The sequence below is a fragment of the Bacillus sp. H1a genome, assembly GCF_000633475.1.
In the GTDB taxonomy this organism is placed as follows: domain Bacteria; phylum Bacillota; class Bacilli; order Bacillales; family Bacillaceae_G; genus Bacillus_A; species Bacillus_A paramycoides.
This window is the reverse complement of the sequence record NZ_AYMH01000013.1, coordinates 60,810-86,165: the sequence shown is the minus strand read 5'-3', so window position 1 is coordinate 86,165 and position 25,356 is coordinate 60,810. Positions and strand designations below refer to the sequence as shown.

Here is a 25,356-nt window from a genome sequence, read left to right as displayed (position 1 = left end):
ATGCAGGGCGTTCACCTAATGTTATTTTTTAATAAGCTTGTTCATTACTTCATACAGCTTATTTGCTGCATCTGGAATACCTAGTTGCTTAGCAGCCAGTTTCATGTTTTGTAATGTTTGTGCATCTAATAAAATTTCATCAATATCACGAATAAGCGTTTCAGATGTTAAATCTTTTTCAAGTAGCATTTTAGCTGCTCCTTTATCAACAACTGAACGTGCATTTTTTTCTTGATGGTTATTTGTTACGTACGGACTTGGAATTAATACACTCGGCTTTCCTAACGCTGTTAATTCCGCAAGCGTTGTAGCTCCTGCTCTTGAAACAACAAGATCTACACCAGTCAGTACCTCCGGCATATTATGAATGAAAGGTTTAATAATAACATTATTCGGATTCCCTTTTTGTTTCACGGCTTCCATAACTTTATCATAATGTACTTCACCGGTTACATATAATACTTCGTAACTTTTATTCCCAAATTGTTCAATCGCTTCTACAAAAGCATCATTAATCGGTCTAGCTCCGCGACTCCCACCAAAAATAAGTACGGATTTTTTAGGAAGAGATAGTCCTACTGAACGTTTCCCTTTCATTCCATTTTGATCCATTACTTCTGATGCACGTGGATTACCTGTCATAACCACTTTTGACTCAGGAAAATGCTCTGCAGCTGCTTCAAAACAAACAGCAACTTTATCAACATAACGACTTAAAAATTTATTCGTTACACCAGGTACACTATTTTGTTCGTGTACAATAGTTGGAATACCTAATTTGGCCGCAGCATAAACAACTGGACCACATACATATCCACCAGTGCCAATAACAATATCAGGATTAAAACGACGAATATATCGTTTACTATCTTGAACACCTTTTAAGAAACGCATCACTGTTTTTACATTATCGAGAGATATTTTTCGTTTAAATCCACTGATAACAATAGATTGAAACGGTATACCTGCTTTCGGTACGATAGTACTCTCTAACCCATTTTCCGTACCAATGTATAAAAACCTTGCTTCCGGATTTAATTTTTTTATTTCTCTAATTAAAGCAAGAGCTGGATAAATATGTCCTCCAGTTCCCCCACCACTAACTAATACTCGCACTACAAATTCCTCCACTTCCCTGTTCTTATTCAATCGTATTTATTTCTATATACATATTGTATTTTCACAAACATACGAAAAACCCTGTCTTATAAACAGGGTTTAATAGCGAGAATGGCGACTTATATTCAATAATACACCTACTGCCATTAACATTAAGGTCAAACTTGATCCACCATAACTTAAAAACGGCAAAGTAATACCCGTAACAGGCATTAGTCCTGTTACAACACCAACATTAATCATTACTTGAATCGCAATCATCGCCACAATACCTACTGCTAAAAACGTACCATATAAATCTGGCGCTCCTAATGCTATACGAATCCCGCGCCATAGTAATAGACTAAATAATAATAACACAAATGAACCGCCAATAAAACCTAATTCCTCGGATAAGATTGCAAATATAAAATCTGTTTGTGGTTCAGGCAAATAAAGAAATTTTTGTCTACTTTGTCCAAGTCCAAGCCCAAATAAACCACCAGGTCCAATTGCGAGTAACGATTGGATAATTTGAAATCCGCTTCCAAGCGGATCTGACCATGGATCTAAATAAGATGTAATCCGCTTCATTCGATATGGTGCCGATGCAATTAACCCTACAAATCCTGCTACACCAAGCAAACCAAACATTGCAAAGTGAAAGACCCTCGCTCCCGAAACAAAAATCATAATAATACATGTCCCAACCATTACTGTTCCCGTACCAAGGTCTGGTTGTAACATAATCATCCCGAAAGCAAGAAATACAAAACTAAGAGCTGGTAGTAAACCACGTTTAAAAGATGTAATTAATTTTTGTCGTTCCGCTAAAAATTTTGCTAGGAAAATAATCATCGCGAACTTCATAAATTCTGACGGCTGAATGGAAAATGCCCCGATTCCAATCCAACTTCGCGCCCCACCACGAACAAGACCTACTCCAGGAATAAGAACGAGAATAAGTAGAATGAAGCAAACTAGCAAAATTACTTTTGAATAAGTACGCCACACCCAATAATCAATTTTCATGATAAAAAACATAGCCACTACACCAAGACCTGCAAACAGCAATTGTCTTTTTGCAAAAAAGAATGAATCCCCCATTTTATAAGAGGCCCAAACCGCACTCGCACTATAAACCATAATCATTCCGATTGTTAACAACGCAAGTGTAACGATGATGAGAATAAAATCAGGCGTTTTCTTCATTACCCATGAACACCACCTCTTTGGGCAGAAACTTTTGCCCTATGTAACAAAACATCAGTAGGTGTTAGCCTACTGATGTTTTGATTTACTTTATATAAGTTTATGCACAGCTTGTATAAAAATGTCTCCTCTTTCTTCAAATGTTTTAAATTGATCCCAGCTTGCACATGCTGGAGAAAGAAGAATTACATCGCCATCTGTAGAATGAGCATAAGCTTTCACTACTGCTTCAACTAAAGTATCGACACTTTCAATTACATCTAATCCCGCTTTTTCTGCCGCTCTTACTAATTTAGGTGCAGTTTGTCCAAATGTTACAATCGCCTTTACATTTTTGAAATACGGAATTAAATCATCAAATTCATTTCCACGATCAAGCCCGCCTGCTAATAACACAATCGGTTGTGTAAACGCAGATAAAGCTTTCTCAGTCGCTAACATATTCGTTGCTTTTGAGTCATTATAAAACTTACGGTTGTTAATAGTTGTTACATATTCTAAACGATGTTTTACGCCTGTAAAACGTTTTAATACAGCAATAATTGCTTCATTAGAAACACCTAGTAATTTAGCAATACTCATTGCCGCTAAAATATTTTCTAAATTATGCTTACCAGGTAAAACGATATCACTTACTTCAACAACTTTTTCACCTTTAAAATAAAGAGCGTTATATTTTATACACGCACCATCTTCAATTTCTTTCGTTGTCGAGAATAGTATTTTTTGACCCTTACTATAAGCAGATAAAGCCATCACATCTGCATCATCTGCATTAATTACACTATAATCTGTTTCAGTTTGGTTTTTGAAAATATTTGCTTTCGCTAAACCATACTCTTTCTTCGTCCCATGATAATCTAAGTGAGCCTCAAATAAATTTAAAAAGGCTGCAATTTTTGGTTGGAACGATTCTACTCCCATCAATTGGAACGATGAAAGTTCTGTAACGACAACTTCATTTTCTATCGCGGATTGCGCAACTTCACAAGCTACAGTACCAATATTCCCCGCAATAACAGGATGCTTTTGTCCTTCTTTCAACATTTCAAACGTTAACATAGTCGTTGTTGTTTTACCGTTAGATCCTGTAATCCCAACAAACGGTGCTGCTGAAATACGATATGCTAATTCAACCTCAGTTACAATCGGAATTTGTTTTTCTTTCGCTGCCACTAATAGTGGATTAGAATACGGAATTCCTGGATTTTTTACGACAAGTGCAATGTTTCTCTCCAACAATTCTAACGGATGTCCACCACACACAACATCCATTCCTTTCGCTTGTAACTCAGCTGCAAGCACATTACCCGCTAATGGTTTCCCATCATTTACAATAACGTTCGCTCCTAATTTTTGTAATAAAGTAGCTGCTGCATAACCACTTTTAGCAATACCTAATACAAGAACATTTTTATTTTGATATTCAGTTACAGTTTTCAATTACATCCACACCCCGATATAAATTCCTAGCACAGCTAATAAAAATCCTACAGACCAAAACGTCACAACAACACGCCACTCTGACCAACCACATAATTCATAATGGTGATGTAATGGACTCATTTTAAAGACACGCTTTCCTGTTGTTTTGAATGAAATAACTTGGATAATAACCGATAAAGTTTCCATTACGAATACGCCGCCAATAATAACAAGTAGCAATTCTTGTTTTAACAAAATCGCTACAGCTGCAATTGCACCACCTAAAGCTAGAGAACCCGTATCCCCCATAAATACTTTCGCTGGATTCGCATTGAATACTAAAAAGCCAAGTACAGCTCCTACAACTGCCATACAGAAAATCGCTACCCCAAATTGTTCTTGAGCTACAGCAATAATACTAAATGCTCCGAATGCAATAGCAGCTGTCCCTGATAATAAACCATCTAAACCATCTGTTAAGTTAACCGCATTCGATCCACCAATAAGCATAAATAATACAAGAACAAAATATGCCCAGCCCAGTTCGAATTTAACATCAGTTCCAGGAATCATGATATATGTGTGAAATGCTTGCCCTTTTCCAATTAAAAAGAATGCAATAGCAATTACAAGTTGACCAATCAATTTTTGTTTTGATGTTAAACCAAGATTTCTTTTCTTAACTACTTTTATGTAGTCATCTAAAAATCCGATTAATCCGTACCCGAATGTAACTAATAATAACAATGATACTTCTGCACCTAAATGATTAAATTTAATCGCCATAATAAGCGTAGTCACCATCATAGATACATATATGACAATACCACCCATCGTTGGTGTTCCTGATTTCTTTTGGTGTGACTTCGGTCCTTCGTCACGAATACTCTGTCCGAACTTTAACTTTCTTAAAAATGGAATAAATAATGGCGAAAGGGCAACAGAAATTAAGAATGCTACCCCAGCCGTTACTAATAAACCTTGTTCAAGCACATGTAGTCCTCCTCTCATGCTGTTACTCTTCGTTGTTTAAACGCTCCGTGATTGCTTCTTTAGCGACTTCACGATCGTCAAAATGATGAACTTCTTTACCAATAATTTGATACGTTTCATGCCCTTTACCAGCAATAATAATAATATCTTCTGCTTTCACTTTCGAAATCGCATAGCGTATCGCTTCTTTCCGATCAACAATTACTTCATAATTATTCCCTTTTGCACCGTTTATCATATCATCTAAAATAGCCACTGGATCTTCACTTCTTGGATTGTCTGATGTGTAGATTGCGTGAGTTGCATATTTTGTTGCGACACTTGCCATCACCGGTCTTTTCGTCCGATCTCTATCACCACCGCAACCAACAATACAATATACATCACCTTTTGCGAACTGTTTCGCAGTTTTCAGTACGTTCTCCAGGCTATCCGGTGTATGTGCATAATCAACAATAACTGTATAATTCTGTCCGCCATCAACAACTTCAAAACGCCCAGGAACTCCAGCTAGCTTTTTAATTACATCAATAATTGTTTGTAAGTTCACGCCTGAAACAAGCCCCGCTGCTGTAGCAGCTAATACATTGTATACATTGAACTTACCAATTAATTTCATCGTAACATTTACACTCTCATACGGTGTTACAAGTGTAAATGTCGTGCCACCGCTCGTCATAACGATATCTTTTGCCATAATATCACTCGAAACCTCTATACCGTATGTAACGACCGTAGCTGCTGTACTTCTCATATACTCTTCCGCGACTGGATCATCGCTGTTTAATATAGCGTACTTTTCACGATTATGATTATAACTATTGCCAAGCTGCGCAAAAAGCAATCCCTTCGCATGTTTATATTCTTCCATCGTATTATGATAGTCTAAATGATCTTGTGTTAAATTCGTAAATACCGCAACATCATAATCACATCCGTGTACACGACCAAGATCTAAAGCATGAGACGAAACTTCCATTACTGTGCTATCCACACCTTGTTCAACCATTTTTGAAAACGTCTGTTGAAGTGTTAGTGCATCTGGTGTTGTATTTTTCACCTCAAATGTTTCATCACCGATTTTCATATTAATCGTTCCAATTAGCCCTGTTTTATGACCATGTGCGCGCATAATTTCATCCATAATATGCGATGTTGTTGTCTTTCCATTTGTACCTGTAATACCGATTAAATGTAACTTGTGTGTTGGTTGGCCATAAAAGTAATCAGCTAAAACCGCTAACGAACGAAAAGTATTTTTCACAAGTACAACTGGAACGTCAACATCAATTGGTCTTTCCGCAACAATAGCAGCCGCTCCTTGTGCGGCTGCTTGCTTAGCAAAGTCATGGCTATCAACCGTATATCCTTTCATACATACAAATAAGCTTCCCTCTCTCACTTTACGTGAATCAGCTTCAATAGATGTTATTTCTGGATTTTCTTTTGGAACAACTGGAAAATCATGCAAACATGATACAAGTGTATGCAACTTCATTTCACTAAACCCTCTCTACATTGTTTATTTATCTCTTATTTTAAGTAAGTAACACGTTACCTCCTAGTTATATAAAAACTGGAGGTAAGTGCTACTACAGTCTAATAAATAGACTTGTTTATTAACGAGACACTTGTAGTCTCAAATAAAGCAACTCTTCTAAAAAGAACTCACTTCCACCAATTGTACCATAAAACACAATCGGTTACCTTTAATTCCCGAAGTAAATTCTAATTTTCGAACCTTCTTTAACTTTCGCTCCAGCTTCTGGTGATTGTTTAATTACTTTCTCTCCATCACCACTTATATCAAGCTTCAAATCGACAAGTTGTGTTTGTAAATCTTTCTTCTTCATACCAATTAAATTTGGAACTTCCACAGTTGGTGTATCGCCCCATTTATATTCTTTCTCAACTTGCTCTTTTCTCGGCTCCACTCCCATAACAGGAAGTGCATCTCGAAGAATATTCCCAACAATTGGAGCCGCAACAACTCCACCAAATTGAGTGACTCCTTTCGGATTATCAACAGCAACGTAAACAACAATTTGCGGATCATCTGCTGGAGCAAAACCGATAAAAGATACAATATAGTTATTATCTAAATATTTTCCATCTTTCACCTTTTGAGCAGTTCCGGTTTTTCCACCTACACGATATCCATCAATATAAGCACCTTTACCGGACCCTTTCGCTACAACATTCTCTAATGCATAACGAACTTTCTCTGAAGTTTCCTTGGAAATAACTTTTCTTTTCGCAACAGGCGTTTTTTTGCTGACAACTTGATTATTCTTCGGGTCAATAAATTCCTTCGCTATATATGGTTGATACAAAGTTCCACCATTTACAGCAGCCGCTACTGCCGCTACTTGTTGAATTGGTGTAACCGAAACACCTTGCCCGAATGAAGTCGTTGCTTGCTCGACTGGACCAACTTTATCTAAGTTAAATAAAATCCCGCTACCTTCACCTTGCAAGTCAATTCCGGTCTTTTGTCCAAATCCGAAATTGCGAATGTATTTAAACAATCGGTCTTTACCAAGACGATCACCGAGTTCAATAAATCCCGGGTTACAAGAGTTTTGAACTACCTCTAAAAACGTTTGGCTACCATGACCTCCAGCTTTCCAACATCGCAACCTAGCTCCACCAACTTCAGCTGCTCCATCATCATAAAACGTATCTTTCTCTAAGTCTACTAAATTTTCATTCAAGGCTGCGGCTAATGTAATAATCTTAAATGTTGACCCAGGCTCATACGTACTCCATACAGGTAAGTTTCTGTTATATACTTCCGGAGAAACACTTTGAAAGTCTGCTGGATCAAAACTTGGTCGACTGGACATACCTAAAATTTCACCATTTTTCGGATTCATCGCAATTGCTATCATACCGTCTGGATTATACGTAGATTCCGCAATATTCATTTCTCTTTCCATAATCCTTGTAATACGTGAATCAATTGTTAATCCTAAATTCAATCCGGCTTCTGGTTTTTTAAAATCATCACCAACGTTAGGCATTCTCTGCCCTTTCGCATCTGCAAAAAATCGCACATGACCTTTATCACCATTTAGCTCTTTGTCATAATATTTCTCTAGTCCCATAAGCCCTTGATTATCACTGCCCGCAAATCCTAATACGTGTGATAAAAAGTTACCAAATGGATAGTACCGGATGGAATCCTCTGCGATATAAACACCCTTTAAGCTTAACCCTCGTACTTCTTTCGCTTTTTCATGCGATATTTTCCTTCCGCCTTTATCAAGCCTTACAATCGACTCTTTTTTTGTAATCCGCTTATAAATATCATCTTTTTCCACACCTAATACTGCAGCTAACTTCTCTGCAGTCTCTGCTGGTTTTTCAATTTGCCTCGGCACAACAAAGACGGTCGGTGCACTTTTATTCGTAGCAAGTTCCACACCATTTCGATCTAAAATTTTCCCTCGCTCTGGTTCAAAAGTAATATTACGACTCCATGAATCTTTCGCACGATCCGTTAACATATTCCCAAGAAAAAATTGCACATATCCAAGTCGAATATCGATGATGGTGAAAATGAGTATACCCGATATAAGTATAAAAATAAGTCGTTTTCTAACCGTTACATTTGATACACGCATATTGGAACAAGCCTCCCTTACGCCTAGCTTGTTCCAATATATGCTTGTACCTATTTAATTAGAACTTCTTCCCTATTACCATTATGGCTTTTCTGCTTCTTGCTGCGGCTCAAGTGGTGGTACGAGTGTTACATCTAATTCTGTACCAGGTTGCAACAATGTTCCTTCCGGCACACTTTGTTCCGTTACATATCCTGTACCAGAAGGTTTTAAGTTAAGCTTTAATGTTTTTGCTAAATTCATAACATCACGCAGTGCCCATCCCTGTATATTTGGCATTGTAGGCTTATCTCCTACTAAGAAGACTCGATCACCCTTCAATGTTTGTTCAGTCGCTTTTGGCACTTGTTGCTGCACTTTCCCTTCACCTAATACGATTGGACGAAGTTTTGCTTTATCAATTGCTTTTTTCGCTTCTTCCATCGTTTTTCCGGTTACATCTGGAACGACAGTTTGTTGCTCTTTCACATATTTTTTCGGATCTTTTACTTCATTTGGCTTAATCTTTAAGTACTCTAAACTATTTTTCGTTACATATTTAAAGATATCCGCTAAAGGTTGAGCCCCGTTTTCATCATCTTTTAATTTCGGCTGTTTAACGGCCACATACACAACAAGTTGCGGATCGTCCATCGGTGCCATACCTAGGAATGAGAATATATAATTCTCTCTTCCTGTCATATAGCCACCTTTTCCGTCAGGAATTTGTGCTGTACCTGTTTTACCACCGACTGAATACCCATCAACTTTATATGCAGTTCCTGTTCCTTTCGGTGATGTAACAACACGTTCTAGTAATTGCCTTACTTGCGCTGCGGTTTCTTTGGTAACAGGTTTTCCTACTTCTTCTGGTTTGTGCTCTAGCTGTACTTTACCTGTTATTGGATCCACAATTTTATCAATTGTATAAGGTTTCATCATTTTTCCATCATTCGCAATCGCTGTTGCAGCTTGCACGAGTTGGATTGGTGTAACTGTAGAACCTTGTCCAAACGCTGTTGTTACTTGCTGTATTTGTTGATCAAATAAAATTGTATTTGACCCTTCACCAGGTAAATCAATATTCGTTTTTTCGTCTAATCCAAAACTATGAATATATTTTCGGAAACGTTCTGGACCAAGTTTTTGATCACCTAAAATCGCAAACGCTACGTTTGAAGAGCGTTCTACCCCTTCATCAAAAGTAATAGAACCCCATCCAGCGCCGCCATTATGATCTTTTATTTTGCGATTACCCACTTGATATGTACCAGACTGATAAAAGTCTTGTCCCTTATACACACCTTCATTAATGGCCGCAGCTAATGTGAAAATCTTCATTGTTGATCCAGGTTCAAATGCATTTGAAATAGCATCATTATAAAAGTAATCCATTTGTCCCTGGTTCGGATCATAACTAGGTTTACTAGACATCGCTAATATTTTCCCTGTTTTTGGATCTGCAACAATTCCTATTAAATTTGCTGGGTCATAATGTTTACTAGCTTCTTTCATTGCGTCTTCTAAATAACTTTGAATACGTTGGTCAAGCGTTAAATATACGTTATCTCCATTTTTAGGTGCCTTTACATTCACTTTTCCACCGTCAAGAGATACTCCTTTACGATCACCTGTATAAGCTACCTCTCCATTAGAAGCACCTAAATATTTATCCAAACTCTTTTCTAAACCAAATTGACCTACTGCGATTCCATTTTCATCAGGTTTCGCATGACCTATGACGTAAGATGCGAAATCACCATTTGGATACACTCTCGCATTTTCGGTAATAAAAGAAATCCCCGGCAATTTCAATGCTTCTATTTGTTCTTTCTGTTCTTTCGTCAAGCCCTTACCTAATTTACCAAATTCCACCTGACTTCTATCTTTATTTAAAGTAGCTAAAATCTGTTCTTCGCCTTTTCCGAGTACTCCTGCAATTTTCTTTGCAGTATCCTCTTTATTCTCGACAGGTTTAGCACCTTTTAATTCCGCTACAATTTTATAGGAATTTGCGTCTTGCGCTAACACATGACCATTTTGATCATAAATTGTTCCTCGATTCGCTTCGAGAACTCCTTTTTTACTATGTTTTTGCTCAGCAATTTTCTTTAAATCTTGATTATCCACTGTTCCTGTTACTTGTATGTAAAAAAATCGGGCTAATAACAGCAAAAAGAGCAGGAGGAAAAATATCATAAAATAACCTGCTCCTTTATTGGTATGAAATTTGGTCATATTTCTCTTCATCTTTTCTTCACACCTATTTGCCTTACTTCAGGCCCTTCACGTTATTCGCATTAATTTCTAGCCCGTGTTTTTTTGCAACTTCAGCGATACGTTCATAACGACTTAACTTCTCTACTTCAGCCTGCAATTCTTGATTTTCTTTTTGTTGCTTCACAATCTGTTCTTCTATCGTTGCTGCTTCTACATTAACTTGATATAAGCCCGCTTTATTTCCAATAAAAGCTACACAGGCATATATTAAAAAGCCAATAAACGCTACATACAACAGCTTTTCGATTCTTGTAATTTTCGCTTTTACTTTCGGCTTAACCATCTGCTGTGGTGGCGTTTGAATTTGTACCTCTTCTTGCGCTTGTTGTTTGTACTTAACAGCTAAATTAGTCATACCTCTCTCTCCTTTTTATCTTTTTTCAGCGATTCTCAACTTCGCAGAACGTGCCCGATTATTTTCTTCTAATTCGATATCAGAAGGTAAAATCGGTTTTCTTGTAATAAGCTTTAATTTCGGCTTAAATTCATCCGGGATTATCGGTAGTCCTGGTGGTAATTGTGGCGTTGTACTATTTCGCTTAAACGTCGTTTTACAAATACGATCTTCTAAAGAATGGAATGTTATAACACTAACTCTTCCGCCCGGCTTGACCATCTCAATTGCAGATTCCAACGCTTCTTCAAATACTTTTAATTCATCATTTACAGCAATACGAATCGCCTGGAATACTCGCTTCGCAGGATGTCCACCTGTTCTACGGGCCGGAGCTGGAATACCTTCTTTAATTAATTCCACTAACTCTCCTGTCGTTTCAATCGCTTTATTCTCGCGATACGCTTCAATCTTCCTTGCAATTTGCTTTGAAAATTTCTCTTCACCGTACTGGAAGAAAATTCTTACGAGTTGTTCATATGACCAGCTGTTCACAACATCATATGCTGTTAATGGGGCATCTTGATCCATCCGCATATCTAACGGTGCATCATGATGGTAACTAAAACCACGCTCTGGTGTATCTAATTGTGGGGATGAAACACCTAAATCGAATAAAATCCCGTCTACTTCTGTGATACCTAATTCATGTAGTTTTTCAGATAAATAACGAAAATTACTCTTCACTGTTACAAATTGTTCACCATAAGAAGAAAACTTTTCCTTCGCATTTTGAATCGCTATTTCATCCTGATCAAATGCTATTAATTTTCCGCCATCAGTTAGCTGGGATAATAAATAAGAACTATGTCCTCCTCCACCCAGTGTACAATCTACATATGTACCACCCGGCTTTATATCTAAGCCATCTACTGTTTCTTTCAAAAGTACTGTTACGTGTTTAAACATTGTTGCACCTACTCTTTTTCCAATTAATTATGTTGAATGCATCTCTTCCTCTAAACGCATATTTTACTACTAGAGAACGAAATGCTACGAAAGAACGACTCATTTAACTTACCAACAAAGGCAGCATACTATACAAATCGCTATTTTATTTTATTATATACTAAATTTTATCATCTTTTGCGGGAATTTAAATAAAAACCTGTCGAAAAAGATAATAATCCGTTTACATTTTGTGCTATTTTGTCATATATATATATCTGCTGCATAGCGATTCCGTCCATTAATATAAGAATGATAATTCAGAAAAATTTCACTTCACAGTTAATTCGATGCAATAAAAATAAAATCCTGCTCTAAAGAGCAAGATTCTATAGTTTTATTACATGATGTTTTCCACCCCACGAAAAGGATTGTTTCATTACTCGGTCAACAAAATCAAGACCGAACTGATTTAAATAATAGCATACATTCCACACACGTTCTTGCGGTGCTCCTAACGGACGAAGCGCAAATTGTATACGACGGAATTTATTTAGCTGAACCGCATGCTTCTTCTCAACATTTCTTTTCAACATTCTTTCTAATAGTTCAATTTGTTCATTAATTTTCAGTTCATTTTTCCCTGCAAACTCACTTAATCCTGGATCTATTTTTTTCACAAATCGTTGTAATGATGTATGAATATCAATTATTTCTTTTTTCGCTTCTACAAATCGATCGTCTATTGGTTCCTCTATTTGATTAGAAAGCCAATTGTCACGCAAATTATCTATGTTATTTAGAAACGGATCCATTTCTTGCAAATCTAAATCGTATAAATCTGTCGCAATATCTCTCTCCATATAAGTAATTGTAAGACGCGGAACGACAGGTGGCATTTGGAAACCGACTGTATGGAACACTTGTTGCAATTCACTCCAATAAGCTAGCTCCCCTGGCCCGCCAATAAACGCTAACGTAGGAAACATATACTCTTGCATAAGAGGGCGCGTTACAACATTATTACTAAAACGCTCTGGACTTCTTTCCATCTCTTCCATCAATTCTTCATACGAAAATGAATGTACTCCATCTTTTCCAACAAACTTCCCTTGATCCTCTTCAAGCAATACTCGCTCATTATCAATTTCCATAAATATATGCACCGCGTTAGACTTCGTTTCAATAATCGGTTTAAATCCTAGTTCCTTAATTACTTCCTGTTGATTATGTAGTCCTACTTGAATTTCTTTATATTTACTTATAATTTTTTGTAAGAACGGCACTTCTAATTTTCTTAATGCAGGATGATGTGAATCTACAAGAATTAAACCAGAATTCGCGAACAATTTCGTAATAAGATGTGCAAAGAAATCTACATATGTATGCGATTTATCCAAAGCATCATCAATAAATCGTAATACATCCTTTGTAAAATTAGTTTCCGGATATGTTTTAAAAATCTCTTCGATCCATTTTCTACAGTCTTCAATAGAAAGCTCAGACTCAGAAGCACTCGCCTTTTTCGGATGACGATCATGAAAAATAGTCTTTTTTATTTTTTTATTTTTCGTTACAAAAGTGTGATTAATCTCATCCATATCATGGTCTTCACCAGCAATCCAAAAGACAGGAACAACTCGAACCCCTAGGCTCTCTTCTTTTTCTTTCGCAAGCTGTAAAATCGAAATAATTTTATGCACTGTATAAAGCGGTCCAGTTAATAACCCAGCTTGTTGTCCAGCTATAACAGCATATGTATTTTTATCTTCAAGCGCTTTTATATTTTGAATTGTAAATTCTCCAGCTTGCAATTGTGTATTATATTCTAATAAATGCGTTACTAAATCTTGACGGAAAAACTTTCTCTCACGCAAATCATGTAAACGCTGTTTAAAAGCATCTTCTGTTAACATATAATCAAAACATGACTGTATCTCTTTTTTACCGTTCATATAGTCCACTACAACACCTTGTAGTGGAACAGAGATTTCTTTTATCTCCATATAATTCTTCCTTTCGTATCCTGTTCTCTCACCAACCCACATTGTAGTCAATGTTTCACGTAAAAGCAAAGAATAACACTTATACTTCCATTCCTTTTATTGCATTGAACAAAAATTGAAGTGTCGGAACTGGTTGTTGTTGTTCCTTAGCTTCTTCTAATACATATCCAACAATCGCATTAACTTCCGTTTGTCTATTCGCTCTTACATCCGCTAGCATAGATGATGTATTACGAGATGTTCTTTCACATACCCGGCGTACCAGTTGCCATACCATTTCTTTCTCTTCTTCTTTAAGAAGAAATGCAACTTCCTGAAATACTTGCTCCATCATTTGATAAAAAAAAGGATTTGAAATTAACTCTCCATTCTGAACCTGCAATAATGCCGTCAATGGATTAATACACACATTGACTACTAATTTATTGCACATAATCCCCTTCCAATCATCTTCTATCTGAATCAGAAAATAATCAAAAGGGAAACAATTAAATACCTTTTTAAAACAACTAGATTGACCGCGCACTACACCAAATTTTGTAACACCTATTCCAGTATGATGAACTGTATTTCCATCCTCTTTTTTTGCACCATGCTCCACAATCCCGACCGCTATACGTTCATTCCTTAATTTTTCCATAACATGAAGGTGGGACATTCCATTTTGTAAAAAGATTAATGACGATTCTCTCTGTACAAAAGGTAATATGTCAGTTATGTGATATTGCTTTACAGCAATAAATGTATAATCTAACTTTTTATTCAGCATACATTCTATCGGTAAAATAGATGGAAACACTGTTTCACGTTCTCCATTCCTAATACACGTTACACCCGTTAAGTTTAATTCCTCCGCTTGCTTAGCGGTCCTTGTAAACAACGTAACATCTTGATTGCTTTTTTGTAAATAAAATGCATATAGGAGACCAATAGCCCCCGGTCCAACAATTCCAATTTTCATCTTTACACAAGGAACTCATAATAATAATTTACATAAGTCTCCTTGTCCTCCCTCCTTTACATCTTACTAAATTACAATAGCATAGTTGAGGACTCAATTATCTTGTAACTAATGCAACCTCTTCTTTCACTATGTATATACTACTTATATACATAGTTCTACTCTTAGTTTAGCAAATCCTCAAAAAAATAATGAAAGAAATATTCTATCTTCTTCATAAAAATTAAAAAATGAGTTATAATATTATTATAAATATTTATACTTTTCTGCATTCAACAAGATAAGAAAGGGATGTGATGTAATGATATTCCCAAAAGTTGAGCGTTTGCTCATCAATTATAAAACGTTAGATGAATTTAAAAAGTTTAAAGGTTGCGGAGCTTTAGAGTTATCCATGCTTGAAGAATTACAGGCAAATATTATTGAAAATGATAGCGAATCTCCATTTTATGGTATTTACTATGGCGGATCACTAATCGCGCGTATGAGTCTATATATGAAAAGGAACGGTGGAGAAAATTTCGAAATCGCTGGTCCTTATATAGAACTCTATAAACTTGAGGTGTTACCAACTTTTCAAAAACAAGGATTTGGACAAATGCTCGTTAATTACGCGAAGCAACTACAATTCCCGATTAAAACGATAGCACGTGTCCAATCAGCAGGTTTTTGGGATAAATTAAATTTCCAAAAAGTATCAGTAACCGATGGTGAATTTTACATTTGGCAACCAGAAATAAATTTGAATGCGGTTACAAACGAAGAATCTGCTTAAGAAATAAAAAAACAGCTGCATAACAGCTGTTTTTTTATTTCTTTAACTTCTCCAATTTTTCATTCGCACGAACAACATCTCTTTCTTTTCCCTCTAATACCATTACACTTCTTTTTTGATCAATATAATCAAGTAATGTTCTATACTCTTCCTCATATACTGATAACCGCTCCAGAAGACGCGCTCTCTCTGTTTGTAATGATTCAATTTGTTGCTGCAACACAGTTGAATCTTTTTCATCTTTATAATTTTGTAAGAAATCAATGACATCATTTAATGTAAGAGACGTAGGTGCCTCCACTATCTTTGTCTCTTTCACTTCATAATTTTCCGCTTTACGGAGTTGCTTCGCTTCTTCAATACGTCCTCTATGCTGCTTCCTAACGTAAGAATTCCACCTAAATCCACATGCTGCAGGTGTACGAGACAAATGTCTTCCCACCTCTTTAAAAGCGGAAAGTTGCGTTCCACCTTCACGAATATGCCGGAGTACTACTTCTGCCAGAAGCAAATCTTCATCATCAGTCCAAGCATCTTGTCTTGTTGTCGCCATCTCTCTAGTCCTCCCTATGCATTTTTTATTAAGCATATGCAGTTACTAGAAAAGATAGAATACAACAAATAAAGAATAAGACAAAAAAAATAAACGTAGAAGATATCTTCTACGTTTATTTTTTGCAATTACTTGCTGATTACTTCTTTACCTTTGTAAGTACCGCATGCTTTACATACACGGTGAGCTAATTTCGCTTCACCACAGCTTGGGCACTCTACCATACCAGGTACTGATAATTTGAAATGCGTACGACGCTTTCTTTTTACTGTTTTAGAAGTTCTTCTAAAAGGTACAGCCATTCTTCCCACCTCCTTAAAAGAAATAGTTATTTTCATATGAAGGCCTGAACCAGTCTTCCGATTATTTGTCAAAAAACTTTGCAAGTCCTGCCAATCTTGGATCAACAGGCTTTTCTTTGTTTTCTTCCGAAATCACTTGCCAGTCTTGACCTTGCGTCGGTGCTCCACCAGAAACATCATCACTGAAAATTTGCATTGGAATCTCCAAAAGTATATTTTCCTTGATTACGGGCAGTAAGTCAAGTACTTCTCCTTCTAAACAATGAATTTCAGTTTCTGTTTCAAACTCCCCTTCAGAAGTTTGGAACACCTCAGTTGTTTTAATGTCAAATGGTAATGTCACATCTACTAAAGAGCGAGAACATGGTAAAACCATGCTTCCAGTTATATGTAGATGAAACGTAAACTTACCGGAGCCAAAATCAACTCTTCCTGTTACATGAACAGGATTAATTTCACGAATATCTTTCTCGACCTCTTTTAGCTCACTTACATCTACCATCTCATCCAATGTCAATCCTTTATTTCTCAATTTATTCAATTGATGGATGGACCATTTCATATCATATCACCTCAAGGCAACAAACAAAATTATAGCTAGCCATTTTATATTTGTCAATGTTTTTTCTTTACACTATAATGAAGTCATCATAGGAAATAATATATAGATTATCACGTTTTCCAAAAAGATGCTACATCGAAAGGAGAGATTACCATAAAAGCCAGTGGTATTGTCGTTGAATATAACCCTTTTCATAACGGTCATGCTTATCATGTGCAACAAACAAAAAAGTTAACACAGTCTGATATTATTATTGCCGTTATGAGCGGTCCTTTTTTACAGCGTGGTGAGCCTGCACTCATCTCCAAATGGTATCGTACCAAAATGGCCTTAGCAAGCGGCGTAGACCTTGTTGTAGAGCTTCCTTATGCATTTGCAACACAAAAGGCTGAAACATTCGCAAATGGCGCAATTTCCATTTTAAACGCTCTTCGTGTTTCTGAAATTTGTTTCGGTAGTGAAGATGGGCAAACTGAAAATTTTTATAATACCATTTCTGTACAAAAAAATGAAGAAGAGACTTTTAATCGTCTTGTAAAACAATTTATGAACGAGGGGAATAGTTACGCAAAAGCAACATCTGAAGCCTTTCAACACATCTTACCACCCGAAAAGAACATAGATATGTCACAACCAAATAACATTTTAGGCTTACAATACATCAAGGCAATTCTCTCACAAAATAGTGCCATGCAAGTACAAACTATAAAAAGATTCGCCTCTCATTATCATGATGAAACATTTCATGATAAACATATTGCAAGCGCAACAAGTATTCGTAAGCAACTATTTAGCGAAAACAGTTCATTTTCAACTATTGAGCCTTTTATCCCGAAAATGTCTGCTTCTCTTTTAGAAAATTACAAGCAAAACTACGGTATATTACATAACTGGGAAAATTACTTTTCGTTTTTCAAATACAAACTCATGACCATGTCTTCTCAAGACCTACAACATATATACGAAATGGAAGAAGGTTTAGAGCATCGTATTTTATCAAAAATACAGGACAGTTCATCGTTCCATTCATTCATGGAAGCATTAAAAACAAAACGTTATACATGGACTAGATTACAAAGAGCTTGTACACATATTTTAACAAATACAACAAAGGAAGAAATATACAATGCAAATATAGAGCAATACGCGCCGTATATCCGTCTACTCGGTATGTCACAAAAAGGACAAACTTACCTTTCTAAAAATAAGAAAAAAATAGATCTCCCAATCCTTACCCATACAAAAACATTCAAACACCCTACTTTAGACATAGAACGAAAAGCAAATTCTGTATATTTCTCCATAATGAAAGAACCGATACGGACACAATCGCTAAAGCAAAACGCAACGCATCATCCAATTCGTTACGACGAAACAACAACAAGATTCTTATAAAAAAACCTCTCTTTCTCAGAGAGGTTTACTTTTTTTCGCCCATTTTTTCCAAATACTTCAACGCATCATCCAATGTATCCACTGGTACAATTTTCATCTTTGTTTTAATATCTTTTGCAGCCTCAAGCGCATCTTTATAATTTGATTTCTCCGCACCTTTTTCATTCGGCGCAAAGAATACCTCAGCACCCGCATCACTAGCAGCTACCACTTTTTGCTGAATACCACCAATTGGACCAACTTCTCCTTGTTCATTGATTGTACCTGTTCCAGCTATTTCATGTCCTTTTGTTAAATCCTCTTCAATAAGCTGATTATAAATTTCTAATGTGAACATTAAACCTGCTGATGGCCCCCCTATTTCATGGGAATCAATTTTCACTTTCGGATCCACTACTAATTCTCTTTCCGTAACGATAGAGACCCCTATACCAACGCGTCCATTTCCGTTAGGAATTGTCTTTACATTTAAATTTTCTTTAAACTGTTTTCCCCCTCGCTTATATTCAATATTTACTATATCCCCTTCTTTTTTCCCTGTCATATACTCAATAAATTGTTCCGTCTTATCAAATGTTTTTCCATCGACAGCTATAATAACATCCCCAAGCTTCAGCTTTCCTTCTGACGGCATACCCTTTGCTACACCTGCAACCAGTACACCTTTATTTTCAAAAGAAACAGAACGATTTGCACGTTTATAAGCATTATAGATTGCTGCATTTTGCGAATCTTTCATTGCATAATTTTGGCGAAATTGATATTCTTCATCACTCTCGCCTCTTTGTAATATTTCTTCCGCTTTCGAAATATGTGTATATTTATTAAACTGCGCGGCTATTAAATTCACCACATTGGCAGGTCCCATCGAGACAGTGACAAGCATGAAATCACCAGACTCTTTCGTTCCACCATCTACTTGAACGTATGGCGCTAATTTCGCCGCCATACCTGGTTTTGTCACATAATATGGCAAACGCACATAAACAAGTAGCATCGCCAATATAACACCTATTAAAATTGCATATATAAACCGAAAACGCTTAAACATTATGTTTCTCCTTCCACTGCTCAATTAGTAAATAAATGTTTGAAATGTGTTTTTCTGCTTCCACTTCTCCGACCCTTATAATGTCTTCAATATGTGTAAAAGCACGCGAACTAAATTGTTCAACAGCTGGTCGCATCATTAAATCTGATGCTATTTGCCGGTTCATTACAAGTTCATGTTGCATAATTTCAATACTTTGCATAATCACATCATAAATAGATGTAACCTCTCCATTCACCTTAATCGGAGATACATCAACAGCAATAACAATATCAGCACCTAAATCTTTTACAACTGATACTGGAATACGATCGATTACTCCTCCATCCACTAATAAACGGCCATCTATTTTTTCTGGAACAAACACCCCCGGTACAGATATACTAGCTCGAACCGCCTCTGCTATCGGGCCACTTGTAAAGACAACTTTTTCCCCCTTCAAAATGTCAGTAGCCACAACAGCCGTTGGGATATCTAACTCTTCTAAATTTTTATTATATGTAAACATTTTAATCATATCTTTGATACGTTTTCCAGCAATAAATCCCATTTTAGGAACTGTAAAATCTAAATAATATTTCCTTTTAAAAACAGCTGCCAATTTATACAGCCTTTCAACGTTACAACTCGCTGCATAAAATGTGCCTATTAATGCTCCTATACTACTACCTGCTATCATATGAATAGGAATACCAGCGTCCCTTAACACTTTTATTACCCCAATGTGAGCAAAACCTTTCGCACCTCCAGATCCAAGCGCTAAACCGATTTTTGGTTCTTTCATTTTTCTCACCCTTTAATTTTTTTCATTCCTTTTTCATACTTATGGTCTAAATTCACCACATATCCACGTATACTGAAATGAACGTTTTTGGGACAAAGGGGGATTTTCTTACATGTACGAAAAATGGAAAACTGCTTTTCTTACCATATCAATGTTATTTTTAACCTTCTCTCTTGTACTCCACCCCCAGGCTGCCTTGCAAGCTTCAATTCGCGGGTTAAATATATGGTGGGAAGTTGTATTTCCTTCACTACTACCGTTTTTCATCATTGCGGAACTTCTAATCAGTATTGGTGTTGTAAAATTTATCGGCGTTATATTAGAACCGCTAATGCGGCCACTTTTTCGTGTTCCAGGGGTAGGCGGGTTTGTTTGGGCAATGGGAATGGCTTCAGGATTCCCTGCTGGCGCCAAATTAAGCGCTAGACTACGCAAAAGCAATCAACTAACACAAATTGAAGCAGAGCGACTCGTATCTTTCACAAATTCTTCTAATCCACTTTTTATTTTCGGAGCTGTTTCTATTGGTTTTTTCAATAATCCGAAATTAGGGTTTGTATTAGCAGCTGCACATTATATGAGTAACTTTGCCGTCGGATTAATTATGCGTTTTTACGGCAATAACGATACCTACATAAAAGACAAACATACTATCCAAAAACGTCCCTTTCAAAACCCTTTCTCAGTCCTCCACCAAACGCGTATGCAAGAAAAAAGACCAATCGGAAAACTACTCGGAGACGCTATCGTTTCTTCTATTCAAACATTACTCATGATTGGTGGGTTTATTATTTTATTCTCTGTTTTAAATAAAATGATTACTGTTTTCCAAATTACAGAAGCGCTTTCTTTTATTATGCAACATATTTTATCATTCTTCCAACTAACATCCGAATTTAGCATTCCGATACTATCTGGTATTTTTGAAATGACACTTGGAAGCCAAATGATTAGTCAAATAAATGAAACCACACTTCTTCAACAAGCGATGGTAACAAGCTTCATATTAGCATTTAGCGGGCTTTCTATTCAGGCTCAAGTAGCAAGCATATTAGCGGAGACAGACATCCGCTTTAAACCATATTTTTTAGCGCGAATTATCCAAAGTATTTTCGCTCCTATTCTCACTTTTATATTTTGGGGACCATTTTATGAGAAAGTTCATTCTTTCTCACCTACACAAGAAGATATTCCCGTATTTTTATTGAATCATTCTTCTGCACTTAATGATGTTTGGACATCGTTTATACACTACGGACCTATCTTCACTTTATTTTGTTTATATTTATATGTTATCTTACTGTTTTTACGCATTAATAAAGTGAAACTTTAATCCGTGGAGGTTTTGTTCATCCCCTACAGATTTTATTAGACTTCACCAATCGGACTTTTACGGGCAGCCCGACTCCCACCTAAATTCATTGCTTCAGCCGAATTTTGAGGTGCGAGTCTTACTGTCCGCAAATAGAGGGATAAAGAAAAACCCCGTTCACTTTAACGGGGTTTGAAACTTTTCTTTTAAAGCACGCTCTACAACTGGAGGAACAAGGTCCACTACACTTCCACCATATCTTGCAACTTCTTTCACAATACTCGAGCTTAAAAATGAGTATTGATTGTTTGTCATAATAAAAAAGGTTTCGATATTTTCATCTAATTTTCGATTCATAGAAGTAATTTGCATCTCATATTCAAAATCAGAAACCGCTCGTAACCCGCGTAAAATCGCATTTGCATTACGCATTTTTGCATATTCCACTAATAATCCACTATGTGAATCAACTTTTACATTCGGGATGTCCTTTGTTGCCTCTTTAATTAACTCTAGGCGCTCTTCTACTGAAAAAAATGGTTTTTTTGATGAATTATTTAATACAACTACATACACTTCATCAAATACTTTTGCTCCCCTTTTAATAATATCCAAATGTCCAAGGGTAATTGGATCAAAACTTCCTGAAGAAATAGCTATACTTGTCATTCTGTCCCCTCGCCTTCATACTTATAAATCGAAATTGCTGTAATCCCATAATTTTCTGCTCGCACTTTTACAAGTTCTCCTATAGAATCAGGTAAAACTACGTCATCGCCATGTTCTGCCATAATTAATCCATCTTCATTTAACAATCCATGTTGATCTATCACACTAATTAAAGATACAATTCTTTGATCTTTATATGGAGGGTCTATTAGTATAAGATCGAATGATATTTCACGCTTTATAAGCGCCTTTATCGCACGCTCTGCATCATTTCGATACACTTCAGCTTGTTCATGTATTCTACAGCTTTCTAAATTTTGATAAATTACTTTTATCGCTTTACTATCTCGGTCAACAAAAATCGCTTTATCAATCCCTCTACTTATGGCCTCAATTCCAAGGCCACCGCTACCACCAAATAAATCAAGAGCGATACCACCATCATAATAAGGACCTATCATATTAAAAATAGATTCTTTCACTTTATCTGTCGTTGGCCGTGTTGTATTACCAGGTACCGCTTTAAGTGGGTGCCCTTTACATTTTCCTGAAACTACTCTCATCTGTTGTCACTACCTTTATTTCAATCTATCGAGCGATTACAGCAAATCCATCTGAATTCAGTAACCGCTACCAAACCATATAATTCTTCACTAATTCGTTACTTAACCAATAGAGAACTTTAGTTAAAATAACCGTTCGCTATTTCTTACATATTCATCTCACTATTTGCGAACAAGAACCCTTTATGTACATCAGCTCTACTTTACCTTTTTTATCCTATCATAAAATAAAAAAAAGAAAAATAAAAAGCCAAACATAAATTTTAATTTCATTATGTATATCTTCATTTAGATTGGACATAAATAAATATAACAACATCACCTTCGATGTTGTTGCCAACCGCGGAGAAGACTTACGTTTCCCCATAAGTTCTTCCTCCGGTTTCTCCTCTCCCTTTGCCTTCTTACTAGTACATACTAGTATTAGAAGGGCCCTGCTTTGCAGGGTTTTTTTCTTTGTCTACTTTTCATTTAAAAAGTGAGATGGTACAGTAAAAGAAAGAGGAGGAAAAAATATGATTCAACGCTTTATAGAACTTGGAGAAGGCTACTCTGACTTATATGAATTACTTGAAATTGCCAAAACAAACCAAGAACGTGTAACACATATGTTACAATTTGAAACTGTAAAAAACGAAAAAAAAGTGTGTTCACTTGTTGTAATACTAAAACCGACAACTACTGGCGATTTCCAGCCATTATACATATGTCGTGAAGGCATTCCTATACTTGAAAATAAAAAAAGCAAACGTGTCATTTTATTTGAAGAAATGGCAGAACAAATAGGAAAAAAAGTTACACCCTTTACTGTAAAACCATCAACAACTTTCCCTGAAAAAGAACTATTTTTTAATCATCTGATTGGTATTTTACGAATGAACAATTTCATTCCTCCAATGAGATAACACGTTATTTCAAGTAAAAAAATCCCCCACTGAATTTAGCGGGGGATTTTTTTACTTAGCTATAATCGTATTCTTTTGCCCGGTCAGGACGCGAATTTTCGAATTCCGTTTTTAAAAACGGGCGATACGACTGTTCTACTTTTTTTACAAAAGGAAGTTTATTCAATTTTTGCATCATATGCTCAATTTGTTCCATATCACAATATACAACGGCATATTTCAATCGTTTTGATATGTAATGAATGTTACCATATTTCCTTAAAATCTTGGCATGTTTCAATGAATGTAAATAAACAATCATACTTTGTCGTTGCCCGAACATAATCTTCTCCATCTTCTCCTTTTTAAAAACTTATATTCTTATATTTTATGAAAACCAATCAGAAATTTATGACATTATAGGACAAACTCTGTATACGTTTTCTTCTATATTCTAAAAAACAGGGTAAATTACCCCGTTTTTTTACAACCACAACCGCCTCCGGTACCACAGCCACCGCCACAGCCACCCACATCAAAAAATGGATTTCCTGTTGGAACTTTAATGGAAGATGACACCTCAGAACCAATTGCTACACTAACTTCATCTAATAACTTTTGTAAATCAGTTTCTGCTCTTTTAAAGGCTGCAACCTTATCATGCAAATCTACAGAACGCTTTAATTCCCTCATTTTCGTCGAAACGAAAGTATAGTCAGGATGATATTTACCAAAACGTTGCACTTCTTCATATCGCTCTTTCATCGCTGTAAATTGCTGAATTAATGTCTGGACTTCCATATCTTCTTGCAAATCCTTATAATACTTACGATAATCTTCTGCTATATCTGAACAGATAATCGCTTTTGCAAGCTGCTCTGCCTTATCTAAAATCAATACGCTTTCCAGCGTCGCTACAATCATGAGAGACACCTCCGAGTATTCATCATAACACATTTGGAACAGAACTACTAATTGAAGTGTCTCACCTAAAAGAAAGATATGATTCTAACTCATTTCCATACAATTCCCTTGTACTTTTATACAATAATATGCTCCGCAATATTATATTTAAGAACATCCCATTTCCCACCATTTTCTTTCACGTAGCTAATACATGCATTTTTTAATGGCGTTTTAAATGTAATTTCATCTGGCGCAATTGCGTGTAAAATCGCTTTTATTGCATGTGAATGCGCAACAATGATAATACGTTTCTCTCCATGTGTTGCTGCAACCTCTTGTAATGCGGTAAAACAGCGCTCTACAATCTCTTCATCCTGCTCCATTCCTTCTACATTACCTTCTGCAATTAACTCCCTAACGGCCGCAACTGGTTTCCCAGAAGCTTCCCCAAAATTACGTTCCATAAATCGTTCATCTAATAAAATAGATTGTAATCCAATAGCCCCAGCAATTTCCTTAGCCGTTTCTTGCGCTCTAATTAACGGGCTACTTATAATTATATCCCACGATTCCGCTTGCAAGGCAGCTGCACTTTGACTCGCTTGCTTTTTCCCAACTTCGTTGAGCGGAATATCTTCGCGCCCTTGAATAATCTCTTGAAAATTCCAATCAGTTTGTCCATGTCGTACTAAACAAATTTCCGTCATGCTGCAACTCCTTTTTTAATAATCCGATTCT

General features: G+C 36.3%; 25 protein-coding genes. 4 read left to right on the top strand and 21 right to left on the bottom strand.

From position 1 onward, the window contains the following. Nucleotides 1-21: 21 nt before the first annotated feature. From murG to panE, 11 genes are all read right to left on the bottom strand, one after another. Entirely contained in the window at nt 22-1,116 is a 1,095-nt protein-coding gene (gene murG, locus U860_RS0106130; RefSeq protein ID WP_025147785.1) for an undecaprenyldiphospho-muramoylpentapeptide beta-N-acetylglucosaminyltransferase, read from the bottom strand. Nucleotides 1,117-1,218: 102 nt separating this feature from the next. Continuing rightward, nucleotides 1,219-2,310, bottom strand: coding sequence for a stage V sporulation protein E (gene spoVE, locus U860_RS0106125; protein WP_025147784.1), 1,092 nt, complete (start codon nt 2,308-2,310; stop codon nt 1,219-1,221). 90 nt (nt 2,311-2,400) lie between these two features. After that, nucleotides 2,401-3,753 (bottom strand): UDP-N-acetylmuramoyl-L-alanine--D-glutamate ligase, encoded by a 1,353-nt coding sequence (gene murD, locus U860_RS0106120; RefSeq protein WP_025147783.1) that lies wholly within the window; start codon nt 3,751-3,753, stop codon nt 2,401-2,403. Further along, nucleotides 3,754-4,728 carry a phospho-N-acetylmuramoyl-pentapeptide-transferase gene (gene mraY, locus U860_RS0106115; protein WP_025147782.1) on the bottom strand — a complete coding sequence of 325 codons (975 nt, stop codon included), beginning with the start codon at nt 4,726-4,728 and terminating at the stop codon, nt 3,754-3,756. A 22-nt stretch (nt 4,729-4,750) separates the two neighbouring features. Beyond that, the gene (locus tag U860_RS0106110; protein WP_025147781.1) at nt 4,751-6,226 is read right to left on the bottom strand and encodes a UDP-N-acetylmuramoyl-L-alanyl-D-glutamate--2,6-diaminopimelate ligase; all 1,476 of its coding nucleotides are present in this window, start codon (nt 6,224-6,226) and stop codon (nt 4,751-4,753) included. A 211-nt stretch (nt 6,227-6,437) separates the two neighbouring features. Next, nucleotides 6,438-8,354 carry a stage V sporulation protein D gene (locus U860_RS0106105; protein ID WP_025147780.1) on the bottom strand — a complete coding sequence of 639 codons (1,917 nt, stop codon included), beginning with the start codon at nt 8,352-8,354 and terminating at the stop codon, nt 6,438-6,440. Nucleotides 8,355-8,435: 81 nt separating this feature from the next. Continuing rightward, on the bottom strand, nt 8,436-10,532 hold the full coding sequence (locus U860_RS0106100; protein WP_025147779.1) for a PASTA domain-containing penicillin-binding protein: 2,097 nt from the start codon (nt 10,530-10,532) through the stop codon (nt 8,436-8,438). A gap of 73 nt (nt 10,533-10,605) precedes the next feature. Then, nucleotides 10,606-10,968 (bottom strand): cell division protein FtsL, encoded by a 363-nt coding sequence (gene ftsL, locus U860_RS0106095; protein WP_002173164.1) that lies wholly within the window; start codon nt 10,966-10,968, stop codon nt 10,606-10,608. A 15-nt stretch (nt 10,969-10,983) separates the two neighbouring features. Then, a complete protein-coding gene (gene rsmH, locus U860_RS0106090; protein ID WP_002173165.1) occupies nt 10,984-11,916 on the bottom strand; it encodes a 16S rRNA (cytosine(1402)-N(4))-methyltransferase RsmH in 933 nt (310 codons plus the stop codon). A 368-nt stretch (nt 11,917-12,284) separates the two neighbouring features. Beyond that, nucleotides 12,285-13,901, bottom strand: coding sequence for a bacillithiol biosynthesis cysteine-adding enzyme BshC (bshC, locus tag U860_RS0106085; RefSeq protein WP_025147778.1), 1,617 nt, complete (start codon nt 13,899-13,901; stop codon nt 12,285-12,287). Between the two features lie 79 nt (nt 13,902-13,980). Beyond that, a complete protein-coding gene (panE, locus tag U860_RS0106080; protein ID WP_025147777.1) occupies nt 13,981-14,862 on the bottom strand; it encodes a 2-dehydropantoate 2-reductase in 882 nt (293 codons plus the stop codon). 301 nt (nt 14,863-15,163) lie between these two features. Between panE and U860_RS0106075 the strand changes: the two genes are divergently transcribed. Further along, nucleotides 15,164-15,637 (top strand): N-acetyltransferase, encoded by a 474-nt coding sequence (locus U860_RS0106075; protein WP_025147776.1) that lies wholly within the window; start codon nt 15,164-15,166, stop codon nt 15,635-15,637. A 34-nt stretch (nt 15,638-15,671) separates the two neighbouring features. Here U860_RS0106075 and U860_RS0106070 read toward each other — a convergent pair whose 3' ends face one another. The 3 genes from U860_RS0106070 to U860_RS0106060 form a co-directional block, all read right to left on the bottom strand. Then, the gene (locus tag U860_RS0106070) at nt 15,672-16,190 is read right to left on the bottom strand and encodes an RsfA family transcriptional regulator (RefSeq protein ID WP_025147775.1); all 519 of its coding nucleotides are present in this window, start codon (nt 16,188-16,190) and stop codon (nt 15,672-15,674) included. Nucleotides 16,191-16,318: 128 nt separating this feature from the next. Beyond that, nucleotides 16,319-16,492, bottom strand: coding sequence for a 50S ribosomal protein L32 (gene rpmF, locus U860_RS0106065; RefSeq protein WP_001984764.1), 174 nt, complete (start codon nt 16,490-16,492; stop codon nt 16,319-16,321). Between the two features lie 61 nt (nt 16,493-16,553). Then, a complete protein-coding gene (locus tag U860_RS0106060; RefSeq protein ID WP_025147774.1) occupies nt 16,554-17,054 on the bottom strand; it encodes a DUF177 domain-containing protein in 501 nt (166 codons plus the stop codon). 213 nt (nt 17,055-17,267) lie between these two features. Between U860_RS0106060 and U860_RS0106055 the strand changes: the two genes are divergently transcribed. Continuing rightward, complete coding sequence (locus U860_RS0106055; RefSeq protein ID WP_025147773.1) at nt 17,268-18,449, top strand: nucleotidyltransferase; 1,182 nt, start codon at nt 17,268-17,270, stop codon at nt 18,447-18,449. A gap of 25 nt (nt 18,450-18,474) precedes the next feature. On the opposite strand, the gene U860_RS0106050 is transcribed toward U860_RS0106055, so the two are convergent. Then, complete coding sequence (locus tag U860_RS0106050) at nt 18,475-19,500, bottom strand: SepM family pheromone-processing serine protease (protein ID WP_025147772.1); 1,026 nt, start codon at nt 19,498-19,500, stop codon at nt 18,475-18,477. Next, on the bottom strand, nt 19,493-20,284 hold the full coding sequence (locus tag U860_RS0106045; protein WP_025147771.1) for a patatin-like phospholipase family protein: 792 nt from the start codon (nt 20,282-20,284) through the stop codon (nt 19,493-19,495). The genes U860_RS0106050 and U860_RS0106045 overlap by 8 nt, the downstream gene beginning before the upstream one ends. A gap of 112 nt (nt 20,285-20,396) precedes the next feature. Here U860_RS0106045 and ylbJ point away from each other — a divergent pair, with 112 nt between their 5' ends. Further along, nucleotides 20,397-21,617, top strand: coding sequence for a sporulation integral membrane protein YlbJ (gene ylbJ / locus U860_RS0106040; protein WP_025147770.1), 1,221 nt, complete (start codon nt 20,397-20,399; stop codon nt 21,615-21,617). Between the two features lie 156 nt (nt 21,618-21,773). Here the strand turns inward: ylbJ and coaD are convergent, their stop codons facing one another. Together coaD and rsmD are read right to left on the bottom strand one after the other, a co-directional pair. Then, nucleotides 21,774-22,265 carry a pantetheine-phosphate adenylyltransferase gene (coaD, locus tag U860_RS0106035; RefSeq protein WP_025147769.1) on the bottom strand — a complete coding sequence of 164 codons (492 nt, stop codon included), beginning with the start codon at nt 22,263-22,265 and terminating at the stop codon, nt 21,774-21,776. Beyond that, a complete protein-coding gene (gene rsmD, locus U860_RS0106030) occupies nt 22,262-22,828 on the bottom strand; it encodes a 16S rRNA (guanine(966)-N(2))-methyltransferase RsmD (RefSeq protein WP_025147768.1) in 567 nt (188 codons plus the stop codon). The genes coaD and rsmD overlap by 4 nt, the downstream gene beginning before the upstream one ends. A gap of 515 nt (nt 22,829-23,343) precedes the next feature. On the opposite strand from rsmD, the gene U860_RS0106020 reads away from it, so the two are divergent. Next, complete coding sequence (locus U860_RS0106020; protein WP_025147767.1) at nt 23,344-23,733, top strand: hypothetical protein; 390 nt, start codon at nt 23,344-23,346, stop codon at nt 23,731-23,733. 55 nt (nt 23,734-23,788) lie between these two features. Here the strand turns inward: U860_RS0106020 and U860_RS0106015 are convergent, their stop codons facing one another. The 3 genes from U860_RS0106015 to U860_RS0106005 all read right to left on the bottom strand — a co-directional run bounded on the left by U860_RS0106015 (nt 23,789) and on the right by U860_RS0106005 (nt 25,325). Continuing rightward, nucleotides 23,789-24,055 (bottom strand): YlbG family protein, encoded by a 267-nt coding sequence (locus U860_RS0106015; protein ID WP_002088292.1) that lies wholly within the window; start codon nt 24,053-24,055, stop codon nt 23,789-23,791. Between the two features lie 128 nt (nt 24,056-24,183). Beyond that, nucleotides 24,184-24,636 carry a YlbF family regulator gene (locus U860_RS0106010; RefSeq protein ID WP_025147766.1) on the bottom strand — a complete coding sequence of 151 codons (453 nt, stop codon included), beginning with the start codon at nt 24,634-24,636 and terminating at the stop codon, nt 24,184-24,186. Between the two features lie 116 nt (nt 24,637-24,752). Then, on the bottom strand, nt 24,753-25,325 hold the full coding sequence (locus tag U860_RS0106005) for a histidine phosphatase family protein (RefSeq protein ID WP_025147765.1): 573 nt from the start codon (nt 25,323-25,325) through the stop codon (nt 24,753-24,755). Between the last annotated feature and the right edge of the window lie 31 nt (nt 25,326-25,356).